Annotated in this window: 25 protein-coding genes and 2 pseudogenes; all 27 read right to left on the bottom strand. The window is 34.8% G+C overall.

What is annotated here, in order from left to right; genetic code table 11:
• A complete protein-coding gene (rfbD, locus tag QNH24_RS03830) occupies nt 1-840 on the bottom strand; it encodes a dTDP-4-dehydrorhamnose reductase (RefSeq protein ID WP_283870830.1) in 840 nt (279 codons plus the stop codon).
• A pseudogene (locus QNH24_RS03825) lies at nt 837-1,485 on the bottom strand (dTDP-glucose 4,6-dehydratase); the annotation flags it as partial. The gene rfbD and the pseudogene QNH24_RS03825, both read right to left, overlap by 4 nt.
• Nucleotides 1,478-2,213, bottom strand: a pseudogene (gene rfbA / locus QNH24_RS03820) (glucose-1-phosphate thymidylyltransferase RfbA); the annotation flags it as partial. The pseudogenes rfbA and QNH24_RS03825, both read right to left, overlap by 8 nt.
• Nucleotides 2,213-3,382: a glycosyltransferase gene (locus tag QNH24_RS03815; protein WP_283870829.1), complete on the bottom strand. Its 1,170-nt coding sequence runs from the start codon at nt 3,380-3,382 to the stop codon at nt 2,213-2,215. The pseudogene rfbA and the gene QNH24_RS03815, both read right to left, overlap by 1 nt.
• Before the next feature lie 14 nt (nt 3,383-3,396).
• On the bottom strand, nt 3,397-3,786 hold the full coding sequence (tagD, locus tag QNH24_RS03810) for a glycerol-3-phosphate cytidylyltransferase (protein WP_283870828.1): 390 nt from the start codon (nt 3,784-3,786) through the stop codon (nt 3,397-3,399).
• Nucleotides 3,787-3,801: 15 nt separating this feature from the next.
• Complete coding sequence (locus QNH24_RS03805) at nt 3,802-5,220, bottom strand: alkaline phosphatase family protein (protein ID WP_283870827.1); 1,419 nt, start codon at nt 5,218-5,220, stop codon at nt 3,802-3,804.
• The gene (locus tag QNH24_RS03800; protein WP_283870826.1) at nt 5,221-5,922 is read right to left on the bottom strand and encodes an acylneuraminate cytidylyltransferase family protein; all 702 of its coding nucleotides are present in this window, start codon (nt 5,920-5,922) and stop codon (nt 5,221-5,223) included.
• 13 nt (nt 5,923-5,935) lie between these two features.
• Entirely contained in the window at nt 5,936-7,069 is a 1,134-nt protein-coding gene (gene neuC, locus QNH24_RS03795) for a UDP-N-acetylglucosamine 2-epimerase (protein ID WP_283870825.1), read from the bottom strand.
• A 12-nt stretch (nt 7,070-7,081) separates the two neighbouring features.
• Nucleotides 7,082-8,125 carry an N-acetylneuraminate synthase family protein gene (locus QNH24_RS03790; RefSeq protein ID WP_283870824.1) on the bottom strand — a complete coding sequence of 348 codons (1,044 nt, stop codon included), beginning with the start codon at nt 8,123-8,125 and terminating at the stop codon, nt 7,082-7,084.
• Complete coding sequence (locus tag QNH24_RS03785; RefSeq protein WP_283870823.1) at nt 8,122-9,372, bottom strand: motility associated factor glycosyltransferase family protein; 1,251 nt, start codon at nt 9,370-9,372, stop codon at nt 8,122-8,124. Before QNH24_RS03785 ends, QNH24_RS03790 begins: the two co-directional genes overlap by 4 nt.
• Nucleotides 9,372-9,719 (bottom strand): DUF8042 domain-containing protein, encoded by a 348-nt coding sequence (locus tag QNH24_RS03780; RefSeq protein ID WP_283870822.1) that lies wholly within the window; start codon nt 9,717-9,719, stop codon nt 9,372-9,374. The genes QNH24_RS03785 and QNH24_RS03780 overlap by 1 nt, the downstream gene beginning before the upstream one ends.
• Before the next feature lie 4 nt (nt 9,720-9,723).
• Nucleotides 9,724-11,424: a motility associated factor glycosyltransferase family protein gene (locus QNH24_RS03775; protein ID WP_283870821.1), complete on the bottom strand. Its 1,701-nt coding sequence runs from the start codon at nt 11,422-11,424 to the stop codon at nt 9,724-9,726.
• A gap of 118 nt (nt 11,425-11,542) precedes the next feature.
• Complete coding sequence (gene hag / locus QNH24_RS03770) at nt 11,543-12,457, bottom strand: flagellin Hag (RefSeq protein ID WP_283870820.1); 915 nt, start codon at nt 12,455-12,457, stop codon at nt 11,543-11,545.
• Between the two features lie 185 nt (nt 12,458-12,642).
• A complete protein-coding gene (csrA, locus tag QNH24_RS03765; protein ID WP_283870819.1) occupies nt 12,643-12,861 on the bottom strand; it encodes a carbon storage regulator CsrA in 219 nt (72 codons plus the stop codon).
• Complete coding sequence (gene fliW / locus QNH24_RS03760; RefSeq protein WP_283870818.1) at nt 12,861-13,304, bottom strand: flagellar assembly protein FliW; 444 nt, start codon at nt 13,302-13,304, stop codon at nt 12,861-12,863. Before fliW ends, csrA begins: the two co-directional genes overlap by 1 nt.
• Nucleotides 13,305-13,319: 15 nt before the next feature.
• Nucleotides 13,320-13,883: a DUF6470 family protein gene (locus QNH24_RS03755; RefSeq protein WP_054770178.1), complete on the bottom strand. Its 564-nt coding sequence runs from the start codon at nt 13,881-13,883 to the stop codon at nt 13,320-13,322.
• A gap of 111 nt (nt 13,884-13,994) precedes the next feature.
• The gene (flgL, locus tag QNH24_RS03750; RefSeq protein ID WP_283870817.1) at nt 13,995-14,921 is read right to left on the bottom strand and encodes a flagellar hook-associated protein FlgL; all 927 of its coding nucleotides are present in this window, start codon (nt 14,919-14,921) and stop codon (nt 13,995-13,997) included.
• Between the two features lie 58 nt (nt 14,922-14,979).
• Nucleotides 14,980-16,575: a flagellar hook-associated protein FlgK gene (gene flgK, locus QNH24_RS03745; protein WP_283870816.1), complete on the bottom strand. Its 1,596-nt coding sequence runs from the start codon at nt 16,573-16,575 to the stop codon at nt 14,980-14,982.
• A 40-nt stretch (nt 16,576-16,615) separates the two neighbouring features.
• Nucleotides 16,616-17,119 (bottom strand): flagellar protein FlgN, encoded by a 504-nt coding sequence (locus tag QNH24_RS03740; protein ID WP_283870815.1) that lies wholly within the window; start codon nt 17,117-17,119, stop codon nt 16,616-16,618.
• 27 nt (nt 17,120-17,146) lie between these two features.
• Nucleotides 17,147-17,407, bottom strand: a complete 261-nt coding sequence (gene flgM / locus QNH24_RS03735; RefSeq protein ID WP_283870814.1) for a flagellar biosynthesis anti-sigma factor FlgM — start codon at nt 17,405-17,407, stop codon at nt 17,147-17,149.
• Nucleotides 17,408-17,529: 122 nt separating this feature from the next.
• On the bottom strand, nt 17,530-17,943 hold the full coding sequence (locus tag QNH24_RS03730; RefSeq protein WP_283870813.1) for a TIGR03826 family flagellar region protein: 414 nt from the start codon (nt 17,941-17,943) through the stop codon (nt 17,530-17,532).
• Nucleotides 17,944-18,026: 83 nt separating this feature from the next.
• Nucleotides 18,027-18,617, bottom strand: a complete 591-nt coding sequence (locus tag QNH24_RS03725; protein ID WP_283870812.1) for a ComF family protein — start codon at nt 18,615-18,617, stop codon at nt 18,027-18,029.
• Complete coding sequence (locus QNH24_RS03720; protein WP_283870811.1) at nt 18,614-19,981, bottom strand: ATP-dependent helicase ComFA; 1,368 nt, start codon at nt 19,979-19,981, stop codon at nt 18,614-18,616. The genes QNH24_RS03725 and QNH24_RS03720 overlap by 4 nt, the downstream gene beginning before the upstream one ends.
• A 70-nt stretch (nt 19,982-20,051) precedes the next feature.
• A complete protein-coding gene (locus QNH24_RS03715; protein ID WP_283870810.1) occupies nt 20,052-20,894 on the bottom strand; it encodes a DegV family protein in 843 nt (280 codons plus the stop codon).
• 247 nt (nt 20,895-21,141) lie between these two features.
• On the bottom strand, nt 21,142-21,687 hold the full coding sequence (locus QNH24_RS03710; RefSeq protein WP_283870809.1) for a nuclear transport factor 2 family protein: 546 nt from the start codon (nt 21,685-21,687) through the stop codon (nt 21,142-21,144).
• A gap of 252 nt (nt 21,688-21,939) precedes the next feature.
• Entirely contained in the window at nt 21,940-22,614 is a 675-nt protein-coding gene (locus tag QNH24_RS03705) for a response regulator transcription factor (RefSeq protein WP_054770182.1), read from the bottom strand.
• Between the two features lie 36 nt (nt 22,615-22,650).
• On the bottom strand, nt 22,651-23,799 hold the full coding sequence (locus QNH24_RS03700) for a sensor histidine kinase (protein ID WP_283870808.1): 1,149 nt from the start codon (nt 23,797-23,799) through the stop codon (nt 22,651-22,653).
• Nucleotides 23,800-23,894: the final 95 nt, after the last annotated feature.

Below are 23,894 nucleotides of genomic sequence, written 5' to 3'. Positions count from 1 at the left end.
TTATTCCTTTTTGAAGTATTTTGATAAACTACAAGTCCAATTACTTAACAGTGAAACTCCGTTTATGTCCAATGCTTGATGCTTCAATACACTATATTTTGGTCGCTTAGCCAGTCTCTGAAAATCCTCGGAAGTACATGGAATAACTTTTGTATCTTTTCCTGCTATCCTAAAAATTTCACATGCAAATTCATACCATGAACACTGACCTTCATTTGAAATATGATATGTTCCATACTTCTCTGTACCACAGAGTTCAGCTAGTTTTTCAGCTAAATCAACTGTATATGTCGGTGAGCCAATTTGATCATCTACAACCTTTATATCGTCCATTTTTTCCGCTAGCTTTAACATTGTTTTCACAAAATTATTGCCATGTACACCATAAACCCAAGAAGTTCGTACAATAAAAAATTTATTATGAAGCTCACGCACAAATTGCTCCCCAGCTAACTTCGACTTACCATAAATAGTTTGAGGGTTAGTTGGTTGGAATTCATCGATTGGTTTTGTTGCAGTGCCATCAAATACATAGTCCGTGCTAATATAAACCAGTTTGGCATCTACTTTATGCGCCGCCACTGCTATATTTCTTGTACCGATTGCATTTACTAAGTATGCTTTATCTGGTTCTGATTCAGCTAAATCCACTTGTGTATATGCAGCGGTATGAATAACTACATCAGGTTGAATAGATGTAATAACAGTATTCACTTGTTGCTGATTTGTAATATCAAGCTCTTCACGTCCGTAACCATAAACATCTAAACCTCTTTTTCTAAAAAGAAGGACAACATCCATTCCTAGTTGTCCATTTGCTCCCGTTACAAGTACCTTCATGATGGATCACCGTATTGTTTCTTATAATAGTCTTGATAGGTTCCTAATTTAATGTTTTGCCACCATTCACGATTATTTAAATACCAATCAATCGTTTCTATAATGCCTTTCTCAAATGTATATTGTGGCTTCCAGCCTAGTTGTTTTTCTAGCTTCGTTGGATCGATTGCATAGCGACGATCATGCCCTAAACGATCAGATACATAATGTATTAAATCCTTTGAAACCCCTAAATACTCTACAATTAAATGAACAATTTCATTATTAGTTTTTTCATTATGTCCACCGACATTGTAAACTTCACCAGGTACACCTTTATGTAGTACTAAATCAATTGCTTCACAATGATCCGTTTACATGAAGCCAATCTCGAATATTTCTTCCATCTCCATAAATCGGCAACATCTTACCTTCTAGAGCATTCGTTACCATCAGAGGAATTAGCTTTTCTGGGAAATGATAAGGACCATAGTTATTTGAACAACGCGTAATATTCACATTCATTCCAAACGTTTCAAAATACGAAAGAACTAACATATCTGCACCAGCCTTACTAGCTGAATATGGACTGTTTGGTGCTAAAGGAGTCTCTTCTATGAAAAATCCAGTGTCACCTAAGCTACCGTATACCTCATCTGCTCTGACGTTTTTCTATTGTCTCAATAAATTGAGATGCCTCAAGTAATGATTCATGCGTACCGGAATCAAACCATGAATAACCGCGACCTAATAACTCTACGGTTTAATTCCCCTTGTTCAAGATAGAATTTATTTACATCAGTAATTTCTAACTCCCCACGAGCTGACGGCTTAATAGATTTCGCTATCTCAATTACTCGATTATCATAGAAATATAGCCCTGTTACAGCATAGTTCGACTTTGGTTTTTCAGGTTTTTCTTCTATAGAAATCGCTCTACCATTTACACCAAACTCTACTACCCCAAAGCGTTCCGGGTCATGTACATGATATCCAAATACCGTAGCACCCGATTCACGTGTAGCCGCTTTTTGTAGTAATTGTGTTAACCCATGTCCATAGAATAGATTGTCCCCTAAGACAAGTGCAACAGAATCATTTCCAATAAACTCTTCACCAATAATAAATGCTTGGGCCAATCCATCCGGAGAGGGTTGAATGGCATAAGACAAGTGAATTCCCCACTGACTGCCATCTCCTAGTAACTCTTCATATCGACCAATATCTGTTGGAGTTGAAATAATTAATATCTCACGAATTCCTGCTAACATTAGTACTGACAATGGATAATAAACCATCGGCTTATCATAAACTGGTAATAATTGCTTAGAAATTGACTTTGTTAACGGATATAAACGTGTACCACTTCCACCTGCTAAAATAATACCCTTCACTACATCATCAACTCCTGTTTTTCAGATAATAGATTTAAAAATACATAAAAGTCTTTGTCTGCCACTAAACCAAAAGATTCCAATTGTTGTCCAATTTCTTTATGGAACTCACTAGCAATAAAAATAACTTTATTTCTATAATCGAACGTTTTGGGACACTCTACTTTAATAGCATTGACCTCTGTATTCCATTTCTTTTGATCATTGTCTAGATATCCTTTGATTGAATAACCTAAACATTTAAGGAAGTCTAAAGCCTTTTGTCCAGCTCTTCCACTTCCAAAAAGATAAATATCTCGACCATTAATTGTAATATCCAAAATTCCTCTTAATTGCTTTTTCACCTTTAGAGTTAATTGAATATTTTTTGCTGTTTCTTCTACTAAGATTTCCATCTTACATTTTTGTACAGCAAATCTAATCACCTGCTCATACTTGTTATTCGAGTAACTATTAAAATTTTCTAACAAGTAAATTCGTTCCTTTAAGGTTTTAACCTTATTTTCATCTTGATGTATAGACCAAAAACCTCCAGAATGTACTCGATAAACAGACATTGTTTCATTAAGGAATTTTATTTTCCCATACTGTCCATTCATTAAGTGAAACATTCTATCAATATATAAAGAAAGATTAAAATACCACTCTGGGAACTGATGTATTTTATTATTTCTAAATACAGTAGAGGCGGTTGGCATATATAGCCCGTCAATAAAATCATAAATACTAAATTCTTCACGGCGGTTTTGAAGGCTAGGTAAGTATTCTGCAAAAGGAACATTTGTATCATTTACTATTTTCGCCCTATGGAAACAAATCGCATATTCCTTATTTTCCTCTAAAAATTTAACCTGTTTAGATATTTTTTGATTATCCGTCCAATAATCATCACCTTCAATTAAAGCAACATAATCCCCGTCACAGGCTTTAATTACACTCTCAGTATTTCTATGCATTCCAACATTCTGTTTATGTAAAATTAATTTTATTTTTTCAGAATATTTCTCTTTATACTTTTTTACAATTTCAAGCGTATTATCTGTAGAACAATCTTCACCAATTACCAACTCTATATTCCCGTAATCTTGATTCATTACACTTTCAATTGCTTCACCAATAAATTTCTGATGATTATAAGTAATCATAAACACACTTACTTTAGGCTGCATTTTCATTCATTCCTCTATAAGTTCTTAAGTTCGACTTTAATTTGGGTAGTTGAAATATTTTGTGTTCTCTCTAAATAAATCACTTCACATAGCTTATTTAGGTCATCGAACTTCCCTTCCCAATCATCACCCATCACAAAAATATCTACATTATATTTAAAAATATCATCCGCTTTTTGATCCCAATTCATTTCAGGAATAACTTCATCTACGTATTTTATTGCTTCTAAAATATACTTACGATGCTCATAATCATAATAAGCTTCCTTATCCTTTAAACGATTAAATTCATCAGTTGATAATCCTACAATTAAATAATCCCCTAATGATTTTGCTCTTTCTAATAATCGAATATGGCCTTTATGCAATAAATCAAACGTTCCATACGTAATGACTTTTTTCATATGGTACTCCTTTTGTTAACGAACTCTAATAAATTGTATATTTTTTGTTACACGATTATGGTAAACAGCATAAATCTCATGACAGTCTATATCGCTTAAATTTACTTCATTTAGATAAAAACCATCTACCTGATCATTTGCTAAAAAGACTTCTTTATATTTTTTTTCACCATATACATAAATTGATTTAAAACGATTTTGCTTATAAAACTCGTTTATTGCACGATTGAACTCAGAAACTTCCTCACTTTGAATCAATAAAACTGGTTGTTTTGGGCAATTTGGAATTATTTTCGCTTTATTCTTTATTGAATGCTCTTTTGAGAATATATTTTGAATGTACCCTTTTCTATTACTTGGTAATTCAATATTGAACAGCTCAAGAATCATTGAATAAATGTCTATTGTTCTAAAATTTTGGAGTTTGGCATGAGCAAATGCTTCACCAGAAAAACAGACTATTCCATTAAGTGAATGTAGACCAGATAAAAGTCCTTCCATCCGACCTATCAATACAATATTTTTTTCAGTAATAATACATTGCTTCGCTAAGCCAAATGCCTCTTCGACTATTTCATTTGATAGATTAGGAAATATTTCTCGGTATGATTTTTGTCCATGATCTGATAAAAGAAGGATATTTTTAGGATTCAATTCGCCTATTAACTTTCCTATAAATTTATCAAGAATAGATAGTGCTTTTTTTAGAACTTGGTGACCAGTATCAAACATTTGAAAATGAGCAATATAGTCAAACACAGCATCATACATCCACATTAAATCTACAGGTTCCTTTTTTTGAACGCTAATCATATTTTGGAGTCTAAAATCCAAATTCTTCTCGAAGAAATCCAACGCTTCTTCGAAATAGCTTGGTTCTAGCAAATTATCAATTAGTTGTGGATTTCCTTTTAATTCCTCAAATGTATAACCGAAATCCTTTAAAGTTTTAGGCTCTGGATGTATCGGTTCTTCTCCTTTTATAAACTGTAAAAGATACTGCTTATCATCAATAAGGATTGGCTTTCTGCTTACTATCTCCGCATCATATCCTTCATTTTCATAATGAGGTTCCCCCGCCACAATATAACCATTTACTGATTGAGGTGGTGTAGTAGAAAGTCCTTTCCAAAAACCTACTTTATAATGATGCTTGCTTAATATATTCCAAATGGTATTTTCATCATTGTAATCTGTTGAACGCGGCATTCTATTTGTCTCTTTAAAACGATTAAGTACTGTTCCATGTACTTCCGGCTCTAGACCTGTATACATTGAAATCCAGTTATCCCTTGAGCCATGACCATAAATATACCCACTGTATGCACCACTTGTCCCTGTCTCAATCAATCGGGCTATATTTGGACATAAATCTAAATTGTTATAAACAAGCTCAGGCATTAAAGCATCAATACCTATAACTAACAGTTTCATTTATTGTTCGCCTTCTTCATCTAAAAGTAATTCAAACATTTTTAAATCATTATATGTATCTATATCGACATGATAACGTCTATCCATAATATAAGGTCGTAAATTATCATTTAAACTAGTGTTTGAAGTTAATTCATTTACTTTATTGATATAAACTGCTCCATTTACAATATAAAATGGCGTAAAATCCTGTCTACGAATGGTACTTGTTTCATTCAGTAAAGGAAGTAATGTTCCAAACTCATTTATTTTGCGCATTAAAATTGGATGTTCATTTACTAAACTTACACTTACAACACTTTCCTCATTGAATTCTAAATATTTCTCTATTGCTTCATCAATATGGAATGACTTTCTTAAAGGCTGAGTTGGTTGTAATAAAACAACAATATCAAACCTTACATTTTGTTTATTGTAATAGTCTAGAACATCAATCATAACGTCTATCGTTTTACTGTTATCTTGTGCCAAGTGTTTTGGGCGTAATCGATTAATATGTAAACCCAATCCGTTCACAATTGAAGCTATCTCGACATCATCAGTAGAAATATGTATCTCATCAATATATTTAGAAGCTTTTGCTGCTTCAATCGTAAATTGTATAAGTGGTTTACCTCCAACTTTTATAATGTTTTTTTTAGGGATCCCTTTACTTCCACCACGAGCTGGTATAATTGCTAATACTTTCTTCTCCTGAATCATATATCTAGCCCCTTTATAGATCAGAAAATTTCTTTTGAATATCTACATTCCAAATTGTTGACTGCTTTATAATTTCCATAAATTTTTTAGCACTGTCGCCATTACCAAATTGTGAATTTACATAGACTTTATGTTGTGGAATTTTGTTAATTGCATGTAATAACTTGTCCGTACATTCATCAGCATGAATAATTAATGGATTTTCATCCTTTATATATCTACCACTTTGTCTATTTCCAACATCTATCGCAGGTGTACCGTAAACAATTGATTCTCGGATGCCTGCACTGGAATTTCCTATCATAAAATCAGCATATTTCATCAATGTTAAAAAATATTCAAATCGAATAGAAGGATAAATGACAAATTTATCATTATTCGCTAATAATTCATATTGGTTAATAATGGTATCGCTACCTAAATCATTATTTGGGTAAATAACAATATAATTTCGGTTTGATTCAATTAATGCATTTGTAAAGGCTTCAATATTCTTAGACAATTTATCAATCTCAGTCGTTACAGGATGATACATCACAATACCATAGTGTTCAAAAGGGATATCATATCTTTTTCTAGCTTCCTTAATTGTCGGTAAACTCTTGGAATGCATAATGTCAATATCTGGAGAACCTATAATAAAAATATGATCTGTTTTTTCACCTAATTGAATTATCCTTTTTTTTGATTCTTCATTACTTACTAAGTGCAGGTGAGCAAACTTCGTTACTGCGTGACGAATTGATTCATCAATTGTTCCAGAAATTTCTCCACCTTCAATATGTGCTACTCGAATATTATTAAATGCGCCAACAATTGCCCCCGCCAAAGCTTCTAAACGATCTCCGTGTACTACTATTAAATCAGGCTCTATTTCAGATATATAATTACTTAAACCACCAATTGTATTGCTTAATGCTAAATCCATTGGAGTGTTTTTGCTCTGATTAATAAAGTGATAAACGTTTTTAAAGCCATCTTTTTCGATTTCCCGCCAAGTTGAGCCATAACGGGAAAGCATGTGCATACCAGTTACAAACAAATAAAGCTCAAATTCCTTGTCTTGTATAATCCGTTTCATTAATGATTTAATTTTTCCATAATCCGCTCGAGTTCCTGTTAAAAAAACAATTTTCCTTTTTTCCATTTATATCTATCCTTACTGAATAATGTCACTAAATTTCAGTTGAGTATCTTTCTTAATTGATTTTTTAACCATCTTACCTAATAATGAGTTAAAGTGCTCTGCATGGATTTCCCCTGTACCAGGCCGTTTTACCCAAATGTTCTCCATTGATAATTTCTCGCCTTCTCTTATATCTTTTATTGCTACAACAGTGGCGAACGCAAAATCAATTGTCACTTGTTCCTCTTTAGCGGCTTCCTTTTTTCCACCACGCATTTGTGCAATTTCATTTGTACCTTGGATAAGCTCTGATAATGCTTGAGGATTCATTGAACAAACAATATCAGGACCTGGACGATCCATGGAATCGGTGAAATGTCTTTCTAAAATTGAAGCCCCTAAAGCCGTAGCTGCCAAGCATGCATTGTTATTGATTGTATGGTCAGACAAACCGATTATTGCATTCGGGAATTCTTTTTGAAGTTCTTGCATACCACCTAGACGCACTAACCGAGATGGAGTAGGGTAAACATTTGTACAATGAAGCAATGCATATTGAATATTATAATTTTCTAATATACTTACTGTTTTTCGAACACTTTCAATATCATTCATTCCAGTAGATACAATCATCGGTTTTCCAAATTTCGCAATGTGCTCTATTAATGGATAGTTATTGCATTCTCCTGACCCTATTTTATAAGCCTCAACACCCATACGTTGTAGCCGATCTGCAGCAGCCCGTGAGAATGGGGTACTGATAAAAATCATCCCTTTTGTTTCTACATAAACTTTCAACTCTATTTCTTCTTCTTCTGATAATGCACATCGTTCCATTACTTGATAAATCGAAACATCCGTATTTCCGGGTATTACCCCTCTTGCCACTTCACTCATTTCATCTTCTACAACATGTGTTTGATGTTTGATTATTTCAGCTCCTGCACCATATGCTGCATCAACCATTTGTTTTGCAACTTCAAGTGAACCTTCATGATTTATACCTATTTCAGCAATGACCAATGGAGGATAATTATCTCCAATCAGACGATTACCTATTTTTATAAAAGGCTTCATGTTTCAAACACCCCTAATTTCTTTTGTAGTATTTTTGAATCATTCTCTAAAATTAGCTGATTAAATTTCTTTAAATCAATATAGGGAGCGCCTTTTATTTTTGCTCCCAAATATGCAGTGTTATAAACTTCTATATTCGATTTTTTAATTTTATTTTCAAACCAATTATGGTATATTTTTAAGCTTTTTGAGATATTAATTTTCTCACCATTGTTTGCTTCTACTTCTCCATATTTATAATAATCGCTTATATGCATCCCAGATGTAGTATGAATTGAGTGAGTTTTCCCTTCTCTGAATCCTAAATCCTGCCCACATAAAACAATTCTTTCAAAACCTAAATACTCTAATAGTAGAAAACCTAATATTGCTACCGAGCCTCCTACATCAAACGTAGGTTCTTCCAACTGAGCTGCATATTGCTCTGAACGATCATATCCTTTTTGAAATAGTATATATTTTTTTCCTATATAGTTTGCTAATACCTCTTTACAAGCTGTGGCCAAATAGAAAAGAGGACCTTGATAGGATAATTCTTTAAATTGTAATTGAACCCGTTCCTTGGCATCAGATAAAACAGTAGCATGTGGCTGAATATTATACTTCTCTAAAATACGAACTGCCGAACTTACAGATAAAATAAAAACTTTATTTTGATTCTGTTTTAAATATGGCATCATTTCATCTATTGACGGACCAGAGGAAACAAGACATGCTGTTTGTCCTGTAAATAATCCCTTTAAATTCTTGATAAATAGATTATTCAAAGAAATATTATGAATAAAATTGTCACTCATTCGATCTGCAACTAAACGATAACTCATTTCTTTTAACTTTACTTCATCAAATATTTCCTTTAGTTCATGGGTAGAGTCTAAACTATTAATTATACTTATTGGAACTAAAAACTGTATATTTTCATGCTTATTGATATTTGAAATCTCTGTTACATTAATTAGTTTTATATCATTAATTAAACTTCTATCGCAATATTTTAAATAAAATTCCTGTTCATTTTTATCTAGTAATAGAACAGATATTTTATTTGATGGTACTAATTTCTTTAGCGCAGCCAAATGATAACCTAATCCTAACCCTAGTAATACAAAATAATCAGATTCTGGATTAGTATTGCTATTAATAAACTTCTCAGCATCTTCATATGGACGATATTTACTGTAAACATAATAATCATTTATTTTAAGGGTTAATTGCTGGTTTTTTGCTTTTTCAACCTCCCATTTCATTACGATTGAACACCAACAATATAAGGGGTTTCCTCAAAAAATGGAGCAATTTCATATTCAAACATATCAGCTACTAATACATAATCTTGAATAGATAAACCATTATTTACTTCTTCTAAAAATTCATGTACCCTTTCAACTTCAAACCTAACTAAAATATTATTTTTGCTTAATAAATCTGAAGCAGTTGTAAGCCATGAAGCGCCCTCACTAAAGTGTAAAATACTCTGTAAAGCTTGAGGAATGTCATTTTTTCGGATTTGTTCTGCAATCGCTATACATCCTTTAGGTAGACCCTCTAAATATTTATTATAACTTTCAATAACTTCGATAATCTTACTATCCATCTACCTATTCCTCCTTAAGTGATAATTCTATCATTTCTATTAATTCTGTATTGAATTCTAATGATTTTTCAACAGCAACTACTATCTGTTTATAAAAAGCTCGATTCTGATCCACAATTCTTTTAAAAGTTTGCTGATCTGTTTCTTCTGTATCTGAATCAAATAGATTTTGAACACGTAATGCTATAGGTTCTAATATTTTATTCAAATTAACCTTTTTCAAAGCTTTTTGTAATTTTTCATCAATATGATTAAGTTTTTGTAAAGTATTTTGACTAAGGGCTATTTGACCTTCAGAAAGTTCTAATAGTCTTATTCCATCATTACAAAGAATAATAATTTCTTTACAAATTTTTCTTTCTTTTTGCATTTTCTCTAGTAACAGATGATGTTGCTTTTTATTATTTTCACCATTCGTCTCAATGTTGGTATGAGTTATATTATCTTCACAATAATTTTCACAAAATTGTTTAAAAGAAATTTGATTAAATCCCTCTATTTTCAGACCACCTTCTGTACAGTTAAACACAGGTGCATTAATTGCTAATTGTTTATTCATAGATTCAAAACTATTTTTCATACTATAAAATACTTTTGAAGTAAGAACTTGCTCTCCCATATAACCATCAACATAAAATAGGCCTCGCTGTTTGATAATATCCTCAGTTAAATTCCATTTTGCTTTATTCCCATCTGCATGAGTTTGACCATCAGTATAAGCTAAGTCTTGCCCAATAAAGGCAATGGGTCCATTGGATATATAATGCGCCACCACAAAAGCATAATTAGCACAAGAGCCCCCATATCCTAAAAGGGGATATGATTTATTTAATAAGTTTATATAATAATAATAAAGTGATTCATCATATGAAGGTAAAAAAACAAAAGCATTTTTAAACATTCCTCGTACAGTATATAGATTTTGAGGTGTATAAATTAAAGTAGCATTTTGAAAATCTACATCATTGTAATGCCTTAAATTCTCTATTTTTGGATCAATAGAGACAACAAAATCTGGTACTATATCATTTAATACTAATGCTCTTGCAGTTGATCCTGATGCTATTAAAATGATTTTTTGTCTAAATTTTTTTAATAAAGGCAATTGTTTATTTAATGAAGGTCCCCCAGATGCTATAACAATTGGACAGGAAAATCGATTTTCTAAATGTTCTAAACTTGGATCAGTCGCCATATAAAATCGATTTTTGGAGTAATTCTCCTCCCAAGGTAAAGAAAGTTTAATTATCGTTGCGAAATCAACAATTTGATTATTTTGATAATCTTTTATCTTTTTCATTAATTTAATATATTCATTCGGGAATAATTTATCATAATTAGGAGTAGAAACTACAACAAATTTAGATATTTCATTTTTAAAATTCTTCCAAATATAATCCTCAAGATTCGTAGTATCATTAAAAACTTTACTATCTCCAAAATCAACATTATCAATTAATTTTTCTTTTATGGGATCAAACACTAAAATATAATTTTGCTTATCAGAGCTTAGTTTTTCTCTATAAGCTTTTTCTATATAGCCCAGACCATAACCAAATAAAATAGTTACATATTTTTCTTTAAAGTTATTATCAACAAATCGTTTAGCTTCTTGTACTGGGTCGTACTTACTATGTATATAATAATTGTTAATCTTAAGTGTTGTTAGCCCTGATTTAGTTTGTTCCATTTGTATATTAGGCATTATAGTCACCTCAAATTTATATATCGACATTTTTTTTTCAAAATGAAGTTTTGAAAAAAATAAAAGTCTAGAGTTCCTATAGAACTCTAGACTTCATATGTTACCTAACGTCTCAATATTAACCTAATAATTGAAGTACGCCTTGTGGTTGTTGGTTAGCTTGCGCTAGCATAGATTGTGCAGCTTGCATTAAGATGTTGTTCTTCGTGAAGCCCATCATCTCTTTAGCCATATCAGTATCACGGATACGTGATTCTGCTGCTGATAAGTTTTCAGAAGTTGCGCCTAAGTTGTTGATAGTGTGCTCTAAACGGTTTTGAACCGCACCTAGTGAAGCACGTGTTTCTGATACTTTTTTCAATGCAGCATCAATTGTAGTGATAGAACGGTTAGCTGCTGATTGAGTTGTAATGTTAATTTTTGCAGCATTTGTTCCTAAATTTCCAGAAGTAACTGATGTAGCATCAGTTGCCGTACCTACAGATACACCAAGTGAAGAAGCAGCCATATTCATGATTGAAAGCTTAATGTTTTGTCCTTCGTTAGCACCAATATGGAAAACTTTACCTTTCGGATCAGTAGCAGCTTGTGATGCAGAAGTAATTGCAGCACCAAATTTACCATTTAATAATTTTTGTGTATTGAATTCTGTATCAGTAGAAATACGTGTAATTTCTTTTGATAAAGATTCAATTTCTAATTGTAATGCAGCACGGTCCCCAGATACGTTTGTATCGTTTGAAGATTGTACAGCTAATTCACGCATACGTTGTAGAATTGCGTGTGTTTCGTTAAGTGCACCCTCAGCAGTTTGAATTAATGAAACTGAGTCTTGAGCGTTTTTAGTCGCCATGTCAAGACCACGGATTTGTCCACGCATTTTTTCAGAGATTGCTAAACCAGCAGCATCGTCACCAGCGCGGTTGATTTTGTAACCTGAAGATAATTTCTCAAGGTTTTTAGAAGCTTGAGCATTGTTGAAAGTAAGGTTACGGTGTGTGTTTAAAGCTGAAATGTTGTGTTGAATTCTCATTTGGAATTCCTCCTTGAATAATTGTTTTTGTTATTCCACATCCGTGTGGAATTCGGATTAGGCAGTTATGTACTCCCTGCACCTTACAATCTATATATCGTATTGAATTGGAAATGTTTAATAGTTTTTTAGAAAGATTTTTTATTTTTTTATGTAAAATATTTAAACTACTGAAATTGCATATATTATTTTTTCTTTAATTGCTCTAGGAAACCTGAAGACATGGAGAGTGCTTCCTTGTTCTGGGCTTGTATAGCCTCAAAAACCTCTGAACGGTGTACTTTAACTGTTTTAGGTGCGACAATTCCAATTTTAATTTGTTCACCCTCGATAGCTAATATTTTTATTTCAATTTGGTCGCCAATCATGATGGACTCATCTTTTTTACGTGAAAGGACTAGCATTATTTCGCACTTCCTTCCAATGCTTGCAACGGATAGCGTAGAGGATAGGATTTATTATCTTGAAGGACAATTTGCTTTCCACACTTTGCTCCAATATTGATGATGACAGGAGCTAATAAATTAATGGTAGAATCCTGTAATGATTCCTTCATTGTAACAATTGCGTATGTAAGGACATCCTCTTGTTTTTCAATTTGCAGCTGCTCACGATCCTCTTCGCTAATATCAAAGCTATAATCTTTTTTAAAAGCAAATGGGAAGGCCACCACGAAACCAATTTCTGCATTATTAATGGATTGTAGCATTGCTAAAGGGAGATCTGCATCAAGCGGTAGCAATACAAATTTTTTTTCATCCTCTAATCCAAGTAGACCATGTTCAAACTTTAAAATATCTTGTTCTGAAATTTCAATTTCACCTAAAAACTTTGTGGTAATTTTCATTATTTATACGCTCCTTTAAATGATGACGTCAATGTCAACATCTGGTCTTTGTACCATTGTACCAGTTACTTTTCCTGGTGTGTATTCATGTATTGGTTTGTTCACCTTAGCGTCAATTATAGGCTCTCTACGTTGAATATTGACATCCGTTGTACCTGGTGTATAGTCGATTTTCACTGAACCTACCGATGGAACAAATTTAATATTAAACTGTACTCGATGTGGACCATGATTTTGCTTGGCTATATTTTGTATCGTAGAGCGACCTTGCCCTTTTCCTGCTGACAGCATCATTTGTCGGCCTTCCCGTGCACGTCTTGCTGCACCACTTAAGGCTGCCTGACTTCCCTCCTCAGCAGCATTTTTGGTTGCTTCAATTGGACCTATCATCCCTAAATCACGTCTTGCCTGAGAAGAGTCAATCCTTAAAACTCCTCTTGTTGTATTGATTTCTAAAATAGCGGCAGGCTGTTCAATATGTTGAGTTGCTTTAGGTTGCTTAATATATTGTTGAGGTTTTGCTATATGAAGATTTAATTTTGCATCTGTTGTATGAATTTGAATTTGAGGGAGTCTCATCTGCATCTCTCCTTTCAAGAAAAGCGTCTGAACAAAATTGTCCAAACGCCCTTGTTGTTCATAATAAAGTTGCCCCTGTCGCTTCGCTTTCGGGCAGAACCCTAGTAGATTCTATCTTATAAAATCTACTAGAGTTTGCTGAATAATTTTTGCACCTACGGATAAGGCAGCCTGGTGAATAGATTCATTAGTCACCATTTCTGTTATGGCTTTAGAGTAATCAACAGACTCAGTATCTCTAAGTTGCTTTGTCACACTGACCTCACGGATACCTAGGCGGTTCTCCATCATCTCAATACGATTTTGTCGGGCGCCTACATCAGCCTGTGCTTCCAAAACTTTATTATGCAAAGCTGTAATATCATCATTAGTACTTGATGATGATATACCACCAAGCATATCTCCAATCTCTTGACCCGTTTTACTTGGATCCCCTAATAAACTAGAAATTTTCCCCATCATATCATCTATGCTTTTAAATAAATCTTTACCAGGAGTATTCACTTGAATTTGAATGCCATCATAAATTTCTATATTAACAGCTTCATTCGGTGCATTAAGGGCCGGGTTAATTTCTTTTCCGTTCCCACCAGCCACAGGCGTAAACAATGGCTGATTTGTATTTGTCCCACTAAATAGGTAGCTTCCGCCAATATTTGTATTTCCTACATCCTGAATCTGCTGGCGAATTTGATCAATTTCCATTTTGATTTTTTCTCGTTCTTCTGGTGTGTTTGTATCATTTGCCGCTTGAATAACTAACTCTCGAACACGCTTCATTTGCTCGCCAACCTGATTGAGAGATTCGTCAGATGAGTCTAACCAATTACTTGCTGTTATCATGTTTCGTGTGTACTGCTCAACCTTTGCTAAATCTCGACGATACCCCATTCCATTTACGGCTACCACTGGGTCATCTGATGGACGGGTAATTTTAGAGCCTGAATTAATTTGATCCTGAAGCTTTGACATTTTGCCATAGCTTCTATTTAAATTAAGTAACATATTATTTGAAAGCATTGATTGCGTTACGCGCATTTTTATAAAAACTCCCTTCTTGTTAGCCGGAGAGTCATTCTCCATAAATTATTTATTCTTATAGTCCTACTCGACCCATACCATTAATAATTTTATCTAATGTTTCATCAACAACAGTAATCATACGTGCATTGGCATTATACGCTTGCTGGAAGGTAATCATATTGGTCATTTCTTCATCTAACGAAACAGAGCTAACAGCATCTCGACTATTTGATACAGTTAAACGTTGGGATTCTGAAGTAGCTGCTAAACGTAGAGCTTCCTCACCGTCTACACCAATTTTCCCAACAATCCCTTTATAAAATGATTGCATTGTTGCATTTCCAATTGAGGCATACAATTTATGTTGCATATTCGCAAGCTCATAGGCATGCTTACCATCACCTTCTTGAGTAACCCCAGAGGAGGCAGCTAAAAGGTTTGGATCTTTTTCAATGGCTTCATTAAATTTAATTCCACCCGCACCTGTACCTGCACCCAAAAAGAAAAGTCCCCCATTAGTGGAAGGAGTAGTTACAACCCCATTAGAATCTTTTTGCTCTAATGTATAGCCATTTGCATGCAGTTTATTAAATTCTTCAATAAAGGCATTCGCTAACTGATCCAGTTTTTCTAATGTTTCAGGGTAGTACCCCTTTATACCACTAGTACTTTGGTAACCATAGGAATTTATAAGGGATAGTAATTTTCCTTTTGAAGCTTCAAAATCCTGTTGTCCAATTGCTGCTTGGGAGCTAGTGACAGTTCCCGCTTCATGATCCTCTAACGATTCAATATCAGTTAATTGTAATTCAGAAAATACATTGGTAATGTCGTCGCCAGTAACTTTACTTCCTTTAGTTCCCATCGCCGTAAACTGTGCAAAATCTTTTCCATCTACTAAATTTCTAACAACACCATCAGTACCTTTAAACGTTATTTTCAAGCTACCCTCAGCAACCTCAGAAGCGAGACCACCCGAAGGAACTCGTTCAATTGAGACAGGTATGTACTCATTTAATTTATCTACTAATACATCACGGACATCATATAAATCATTTGGTACATGCCCATTCGGCTCTACTTCTTGAATTTGTTTGTTAACGGCTGCAATTTGCTTTAGAATAGTATTAATTTGTGTTGTAGAGACATCTAGTTCTTTCCCAAGGTTACCCTGAATTGTTTTTAATTGTGTATCAATGGTGTTGAAGGACTCTGCTAAATGCTGTGCACGACCGATAGCTACTTGACGTGCTGCTGCATCTGCCGGCTTGTTACCAACATCCTGAAGCCCTTTCCAAAACTGCTCAAAGGCCTTGTCTAATCCAAATTCAGAAGGTTCGTTAATAATATCCTCCATTTGAGAAATGGCCTTTGTTCTTGATTCCCAATAGCCAAATTTATTTGTTTCTTGACGATATTGGCGATCAATAAATTCACTACGAATACGTTGAATCGAACCCGCTTCTACACCAGTTCCAAGATGTCCTGGATAGATTGGCTGATTTAAGCCCGCAGTTGGAAAACCTGGAGTAGCTTGCATATTTACTCGCTGACGAGAGTATCCTAATGTGTTGGCGTTAGAAATATTATGTCCAGTCGTATATAAAGCTGTTTGCTGTGTAAATAAACCACGTTTACTTGCCTCTAAGCCCATAAATGTTGAGCGCATTTCTTTTCCTCCTTTTAGTAACCTTTATTATCTAGAAGATTTATGCTTGCGAATCAAAGTATGATTTTTTGCCCATTGTATTTGTGCCTCGTACTTCATTACCTGAGTAGTTAAATTGCTCTGGACGAGGGGGGCGGACACCATCTAATGTAAGATTCACAATTTGTAATGATTGAAATACTAATTTTTGATTGAGATCATTTTGCTTTTTTAAGTCATTGATGATGTGCAATAAACGATTGCGAACTGCTGTTAGTGTGTCTTTTTCAGTCTGTTGCTCAGCTGCATCGATGACATCTGCGACAGTTGTTTTGTCAGTGGTAGCAAGTCCTTTTGCTCCAAGGTAGTCCGTTACCTGTTTCTGACGCTGTTGCTCGAGCTTATCGATTGCCGCTACATGGGCTTGCTCGTCCTTGAGCATTTGATCCAGTGCTTCGATATCGCCAACTGTAATGATTTCCGTTTTTTTATTAGCTAGTTCTAGCAAGCTTTTATGCATTCTTTCTAGCTTTGTTAATGTAGAGCAAATCGCTTCTATCGACATATTGCTAAACACCCTTTCCGTTATTCCCTAGAAACGATAGTATTTCAACATATCTTCTGCAACTTGACGAGCATTGACTTTATATTCGCCTGAAGCAATATCTTCCTTTAATTGCTGAACGCGTTCAGCACGCTCAGTACTGTATGTTGAAATCCCTTGCATATTCTGTGCAGCCTTTGAAATTTCGATTTTATCCGCAAAGGATGCCTTATTATCGCCTGATTTTACATTGCGGACTTGATTTTTATAGGCGTTTACTGCATTGATGCCATAAGATGTAATTTTCATTTTTTCCCCTCCTATCTAAAAAGCTTATCTTCCTATTATTTCGGATTGTCTTGCATAATGTTAAGTTTTCAAACATAAAAAAAGTGTGCTAATTTTGTTTAAAATTAACACACTTTCCATCTTTATCGTTTTCGTTCAGAATGATATGTGACACGATCACGCTTTTCTACACTATCACGGAACTCCTTAGCGGCCTCAAACGTTCGAAGCTCTGACTTCAGTTCATCCTGACATTTCGAACAAAGCTTACCTTTTGTTGTGAGGTGACCACAATTATCACATGGGTAGCCTAGGTTAGGAAACATTGCAGGCTGTAAACGACCTTTGCGCACCCATTTATATAATAGCTCTTCCTCGGCTCCAGTTGCCTCTACTATACGTTCCACTGTTGCAGCACGGTTCTCACGTTTACGTAAAAAGCGATAAACGATTTGATAGAGCTCTTCTTCAGATTGAGCACATTTATGACATACTTCTCTGACACCTATATAATTAAAAAATTCATTACACTTTGGACAATTACGAACCTCTGCCATCTACTCTTCCTCCTCTGTATAAATAACAGTTATCTGCGATTCTTCTATACTCGTTATCTATTATACATGATGCATTAGCATTTTCATCCATTAATTAATGTGAAGCATTGAACACTTTTGGCACCAGCATTTACTAAAATCTCAGTTGCATGTTGTAAAGTAGTTCCAGTAGTTTTTATATCGTCAAAAAGGAGATATTCTTTATTCTCTACGTAAGCCCCTTCTTTTAGACAAAATAGCGGAGCCACTTGCATGCGTTCCTCTCTATTTTTGGCACTTTGCGTTTCAGTTGTCGTTTTTTCTAATAGTTGACTATACGGGATATTTGCAGCTTTTAATAGCTCTTCCATATGCGAAAAGCTACGCTCTTTTTGTTTGAGAGGGTGCATAGGAATTGGAATAATAGTAGCTTTTTCATGTTTGAAGCGATCATAAAGCTCTTGTCGAAATACTTTTGCCAGTGCGACATCCTGAAGGAATTTATACTGATGTAAATATTCCTTCATAGCATTATTATATTGATAAAGAGCCGTTGCTGATTGGGAATTTTCAAAGCGTGCTGAGCATTTTTCACATATAGTTGGTTGAAATCGTTTGGTTAATAGAGTTGTCCATGAGATGGGATCCTTTAATAGCTGTGCACATAATAAGCAGTGTGTATCTATTTTATTCATTGAGGAAAGCCTTCCTTATTATAAGCCAGAATTTTCGTTCGTGCATCATCCATTTCAACCGTAATACCATGATGAAAAAATACAATATCACCCTCTGCAAATTCAGCGTGACGTCCAACTCGTCCAGCTATTTGTATAAGTGCGCTAGAATTAAAAATGGTGGATTCAGCCCCAACGACCGCCACCTGCACATTCTTTATCGTAATTCCCCGCTCTAGAATAGTGGTTGTCAGCAATCCTCTAACTTCTTCATTACGCAGCTTAAGAACCTTTTCCTTACGATCAGGATCTTCAGCATGTACTGTAGTAATGCTAGCATCTAGCACCTGAAAAAATGGTGCAGCTATTTTCATTAACTCTACCTTTGGAAAGAATATGAGAAATGGCTCATTTAGTACAAGACGCTCTTCAGTCCATTGTTTTAGTTTGCCTGGAATTTTCCCTCGTTTAAAGCACTTTTCATAGCTCCATAAAGAACAAAATCTTGGAACAGGCAATGGATAATTATGATAACGTTTTGGGATGAAGGAGTAACTGTTATTTCGATACTGATGAAGTAGCTTTTGAGAAGGTGTTGCAGTGACAAATACTATTGGGGAATCTTTCTTTTTTGCTTTTTTTACAGCTCTTTGTAAGGTTTCATCAATTATATATGGAAAAGCATCTGCCTCATCTACAATCATCACATCAAACGCTTGCTCAAAGCGATAAAGCTGATGAGTAGTTGCTAGTACAAGCTGTGCATAGCCTTGCTGCTTTGGCGCTTCACCATATAAAGCATGAATAATTGTGCTAGGGAAAGCCGTTTGAAAGCGAGGAAATAATTCTAGTACTACATCAGTCCGAGGTGTTGCAATGCATACACGCAGGCCTTGCTCTAATGCATAATGAACTGATGGGAAAAGTAGCTCTGTTTTTCCTGCACCACATACCGCTGCTAAAAGATGAGAGCGCTTTGCTTTTATGCTTTCTAGTATTTCTTTTGCCGCTCGCTGTTGAAGCACTGTAAATTGTCCAGCCCATTTCAATGGGTGCTTTCTTGATCTAATTGCACGAGGGCCTATCCAGATAAGTAACTCTGTACAGCTGCTTACTCTTCCCATTTGAAGACAATGTCTACAATAAATACACGATTGTTCACATTTTGAGCAATCAAACATAGTAAATTGCCAGGGGTCTTGATTATGACAACGATTGCATTTTAAATGTGGCTCTTTTTGGATTCCTTCTATTATATGGAAGTAATTGCATTCAATGACCCTTTCGATATGATCTTTTGGAAACGGTGAATGCTCCTTAAGCCAAATACGTCCTTCATAAAAATCCCTCAATGCAGGTGGTAATATCCAACCTCTATATTTCATTTTTTTGCTCCTTTCGATACGAAATAAAAACAGCCCCTACAAATATTATGTAGAGACTGTCTTATCTAAGTTATTTTTTTGTCCAGCCTAGCCCCATAGAGCCCTCACCTAAGTGCGTACCAATAACAGGACCGAAATAGCTTAATGTAAAGTTCACGTTTGGGTAGGTTGACGCTAATTGTGCTAGCCATTCTTCTGCCTCGCGTTGGCAATTACCATGAATCACAACCGCATCCATTGCTTGATATTTTCTCGCATCTTCGGCTAACAAATCCTCTGCACGTTTTAATGCCTTTTTACGTGTGCGAATTTTTTCAAAAGGGACAATAACCTTGTCCACAAAATGCAGAACAGGCTTTACTTGCAATAAGCCCCCAATTAATGCTGCCGCTGAAGATAGACGTCCCCCACGCTGTAAGTGAGCTAAGTCATCTACAATGAAGTAAGCACGAGTATACTGCTTCATGTCCGCCAATGTAGCAAGTATTTCTTTTGCTGAAAAACCCTGTGCTGCCATTTCAGCTGCTCGTAATACATAAAAGCCTTGTACGGCACAGGATATTTCACTATCAAAAGTATAAACATCAATGCCCTCGACCATCTCTCCAGCTTGAACTGCACCTTGATAGGTCCCGCTAATGCCACTCGATAAATGAATAGATATAACCGCATCATAATCTTTTGCAAGCTCTTCAAAGAGAGTGGCAAACTCTCCAATTGGAGGCTGTGTTGTTTTAGGGAATTCTTTCGCCCCACGCACCTTATCATAAAACTCAGATGCTGTGATATCTACTTCCTCAGCAAATAATTGTCCTGAGATATTTACACTTAACGGAATCATATGAATGTTTAAGCGTGCTCGTTCTTCAGGTGTAATATATGCCGTACTATCTGTTACGATTGCCGTCCTCATCCCTGTCCACTCTCCTATTCTTCATAGTTTACAATAAAAAGAAATGAATGTGAAATGAATTACGGTCAATGTAAACCCGTCCGATTTCGAATAGGAAGCAAGATTTACTTTCCGTTATTCTAAATTTTTGCTAGAGGACTAGCATCCATTTCACATTCATTTTCTATGTATAGTCAGATTCTTACTTTAGAGGATATCTTCATTTGGTTCTTTCTTTGTAGAATAAAAATGAAGATATTCCTCCTCGCTATTTTCCAGTAGTTGATTTCGTGTCATCTCCGATATAAAAGATACTCGTTACCTTCCAGCCTCCATCTTCTTTGACGAATACTGTTACTTGTTGACCTACACTCTCATGCTTTACTTTTGTTTTCAATTCAACTAAATGCACTGTCATATTTGTATGGATCTGTGCTTCTTCTTCACTATATTTTATAATTGTTGTATCTTTAACATCTCTTTTAACTTCAGACTGTTCAAAAACTTCTTTTGTGCGTTTTTTGTCTTCTTCATAATCGAAACCTTTTGGATTCTTTGAGATCGTTTGCATATAACGATCAAGGTCTTCTGCATTGAAAGCTGCAATATATTCATCAAACGCTGCTAATATTGCTTTTTCTTCATCAGAAGGAACATTTTCTGCCTTTGTGATTTTCCCATCATTCATTTCAAACCCAGCAGTACCTTCATCAATGATTTTCTGTCTTTCTTCCGCACTCATATCTTCTTTTTTATTACCACAGGCAGTTAGTATCAATAAGGTAAAAACTGCTAGAATACTTTTCTTTAACATCCAAAAACCTCCCGCGCATATTGTAGCATATAAATGCTGTCGTAGGAATTTTGTTGTGTATTTTCAACATTTAGGTGCTACATCTTTCATATGACGCTCATAATTTCAAAATGTTGCATCATTTAAATGTTCTCTTCAATCAAATTTTCCCGCTTTTCATCAAGGAATCCATATCATAAATAAAAACTGCTTTAAAAATTACTAAATCATTAAGTAATTTTTTAAAACAGCTTTTATCGTAATGCTATGCAATTATCGTACTTCTACCCAGCCGTTTTTAATGGCAGTAACAACTGCTTGTGTACGGTCGTTGACATTCATTTTTTGTAATATGCTAGAAACATGGTTTTTAACAGTTTTTTCAGAGATAAACAGTGTTTCACCAATTGTACGGTTTGATTGACCATCCGTTAATAACTGTAATACTTCACACTCACGCTTTGTTAATAAATGGAATGGACGGCGAATTTCTGCTTGATGGAAGTTTCCTTTATTTTCATGCTCAGAAAGGCGTCGGAATTCTGCTACTAAATTTTTAGTAACTTTCGGATGTAAATAAGAACCACCGTTTGCTACTACCTTAATTGCCTCAACGATTTCATCTGCATCCATCTCTTTTAGCATATAGCCTAGAGCACCTGATTTAAGTGCATGTGTTACATAAGTTTCATCATCATGGATAGATAGCATAATTACCTTTGCATCAGGGAATTCATTGATTAACTCCGCAGTAGCCTCTACTCCATTTTTGCCTGGCATATTAATATCCATTAGTACAACATCTGGTTGGTTATCAGCGTATAAAGACACCACATCCGTGCCATCATCACCTTCTGCTACTACATCAAACGTATCTTCAAAATCTAAAATACGTTTTACTCCTTCACGGAATAGCTGGTGATCGTCTACAATAATAATCTTCGTCATTTGTCTTTACCCCCTAGATTTCTACAACAATTACTTTTATTCGACTTCTAACGGAATTTTAAATAGTACCGTAGTGCCGCGGTTTATTTCACTTTCAATTGAGAATGTACCATCCAATATTTCGATACGCTCTCGCATTCCTAAAATCCCAAATGAATGGTCTTTCACTACTTGTGGGTCAAATCCTATGCCATCATCCTTGACGACAATATTTACGGCATGTTTCAACCACTCAAGTTTTACCCAAATATCCTTACATTTTCCGTGTTTCATGGCATTAGTGACACATTCCTGCACTAATCGGAAAATAGAGACTTCATAATTAGAAGGTATACGCTTTTCAGTGCTTCTCGATTGGAAATGAATTTCAACACCAGGATTGTATTCTGTCACTGTCGATAAATACTTTTTTAATGTCGGAACAATTCCCAGATCATCAAGTGCCATTGGTCTTAAATCATAGATGATACGTCGTACCTCGGATAATGCATCACGCACGGTTTTCTTTAAATCGGCAATTTCAGCCAAAGCATATTCAATACCCTTTTCACGGTATGTTCTTTCAATTAAATCCGTACGCATTAATACATTTGCCAACATTTGAGCAGGTCCATCATGAATTTCCCTTGATAAACGTTTACGCTCTTCTTCCTGCGCAGCGATAATACGTATACCAAAGTCTTGCTTCATCTTTGCTTGCTCAAGCGCTAGTCCAACATTCTTTAAATCTGACGTTAAGTAATTCAAAACGACATTTACTTGATTGACAATATGATCTGCACGTTCTATCGTATCGAGTAAACCTCTCAATCTTCTCTCGAGATCATCTCTTTTATCACGTAGCTGCTTTTCTTGTGTTTTAATAACGGAGAGCTTTACTTGAAAATCATGCGCAGTTTCATATGCATCTCTAACTTGTTCTTCGGTATAATTATCAAAAGCTTTACTCACTAACACAAGTCTTTGCTTTGCAAGCTGTGTACTTTTTTCTAAAGCATCGCCTTCATCAATGATAATTGAAATTTGTTTTCTAACAATTTCTAGCTCTTTTTGCATATCTTCAAAGCTTCTTCGGCTTTGTTCACTTATAATAAAGATATCATCTTTAGAGCTCATGATTGTTTCTAACATTCGATTAAATACGTCATCAAGCGACTTTAAATCGAAGGTATCATTTGAAAACATAGTGTACTCCCCAGTCTAATGTCTTATGATTACTTACTATTCTAATAGACCAATTTCATATATTCTACAGTCTACACCTATTATAGCATCACAAT

It is taken from the genome of Lysinibacillus pakistanensis, assembly GCF_030123245.1.
GTDB classification, from domain to species: Bacteria; Bacillota; Bacilli; order Bacillales_A; family Planococcaceae; genus Lysinibacillus; species Lysinibacillus pakistanensis.
Note: the sequence above shows the minus strand (reverse complement) of the source record. Positions and strands in the feature narration are given on the sequence as shown.

Coding starts and splice junctions, on each gene's coding strand:
- rfbD (WP_283870830.1), bottom strand. CDS start 840: ATGAAGGTACTTGTAACGGGAGCAAATGGACAACTAGGAATGGATGTT.
- QNH24_RS03815 (WP_283870829.1), bottom strand. CDS start 3,382: ATGCAGCCTAAAGTAAGTGTGTTTATGATTACTTATAATCATCAGAAA.
- tagD (WP_283870828.1), bottom strand. CDS start 3,786: ATGAAAAAAGTCATTACGTATGGAACGTTTGATTTATTGCATAAAGGC.
- QNH24_RS03805 (WP_283870827.1), bottom strand. CDS start 5,220: ATGAAACTGTTAGTTATAGGTATTGATGCTTTAATGCCTGAGCTTGTT.
- QNH24_RS03800 (WP_283870826.1), bottom strand. CDS start 5,922: ATGATTCAGGAGAAGAAAGTATTAGCAATTATACCAGCTCGTGGTGGA.
- neuC (WP_283870825.1), bottom strand. CDS start 7,069: ATGGAAAAAAGGAAAATTGTTTTTTTAACAGGAACTCGAGCGGATTAT.
- QNH24_RS03790 (WP_283870824.1), bottom strand. CDS start 8,125: ATGAAGCCTTTTATAAAAATAGGTAATCGTCTGATTGGAGATAATTAT.
- QNH24_RS03785 (WP_283870823.1), bottom strand. CDS start 9,372: ATGAAATGGGAGGTTGAAAAAGCAAAAAACCAGCAATTAACCCTTAAA.
- QNH24_RS03780 (WP_283870822.1), bottom strand. CDS start 9,719: ATGGATAGTAAGATTATCGAAGTTATTGAAAGTTATAATAAATATTTA.
- QNH24_RS03775 (WP_283870821.1), bottom strand. CDS start 11,424: ATGCCTAATATACAAATGGAACAAACTAAATCAGGGCTAACAACACTT.
- hag (WP_283870820.1), bottom strand. CDS start 12,457: ATGAGAATTCAACACAACATTTCAGCTTTAAACACACACCGTAACCTT.
- csrA (WP_283870819.1), bottom strand. CDS start 12,861: ATGCTAGTCCTTTCACGTAAAAAAGATGAGTCCATCATGATTGGCGAC.
- fliW (WP_283870818.1), bottom strand. CDS start 13,304: ATGAAAATTACCACAAAGTTTTTAGGTGAAATTGAAATTTCAGAACAA.
- QNH24_RS03755 (WP_054770178.1), bottom strand. CDS start 13,883: ATGAGACTCCCTCAAATTCAAATTCATACAACAGATGCAAAATTAAAT.
- flgL (WP_283870817.1), bottom strand. CDS start 14,921: ATGCGCGTAACGCAATCAATGCTTTCAAATAATATGTTACTTAATTTA.
- flgK (WP_283870816.1), bottom strand. CDS start 16,575: ATGCGCTCAACATTTATGGGCTTAGAGGCAAGTAAACGTGGTTTATTT.
- QNH24_RS03740 (WP_283870815.1), bottom strand. CDS start 17,119: ATGTCGATAGAAGCGATTTGCTCTACATTAACAAAGCTAGAAAGAATG.
- flgM (WP_283870814.1), bottom strand. CDS start 17,407: ATGAAAATTACATCTTATGGCATCAATGCAGTAAACGCCTATAAAAAT.
- QNH24_RS03730 (WP_283870813.1), bottom strand. CDS start 17,943: ATGGCAGAGGTTCGTAATTGTCCAAAGTGTAATGAATTTTTTAATTAT.
- QNH24_RS03725 (WP_283870812.1), bottom strand. CDS start 18,617: ATGAATAAAATAGATACACACTGCTTATTATGTGCACAGCTATTAAAG.
- QNH24_RS03720 (WP_283870811.1), bottom strand. CDS start 19,981: ATGAAATATAGAGGTTGGATATTACCACCTGCATTGAGGGATTTTTAT.
- QNH24_RS03715 (WP_283870810.1), bottom strand. CDS start 20,894: ATGAGGACGGCAATCGTAACAGATAGTACGGCATATATTACACCTGAA.
- QNH24_RS03710 (WP_283870809.1), bottom strand. CDS start 21,687: ATGTTAAAGAAAAGTATTCTAGCAGTTTTTACCTTATTGATACTAACT.
- QNH24_RS03705 (WP_054770182.1), bottom strand. CDS start 22,614: ATGACGAAGATTATTATTGTAGACGATCACCAGCTATTCCGTGAAGGA.
- QNH24_RS03700 (WP_283870808.1), bottom strand. CDS start 23,799: ATGTTTTCAAATGATACCTTCGATTTAAAGTCGCTTGATGACGTATTT.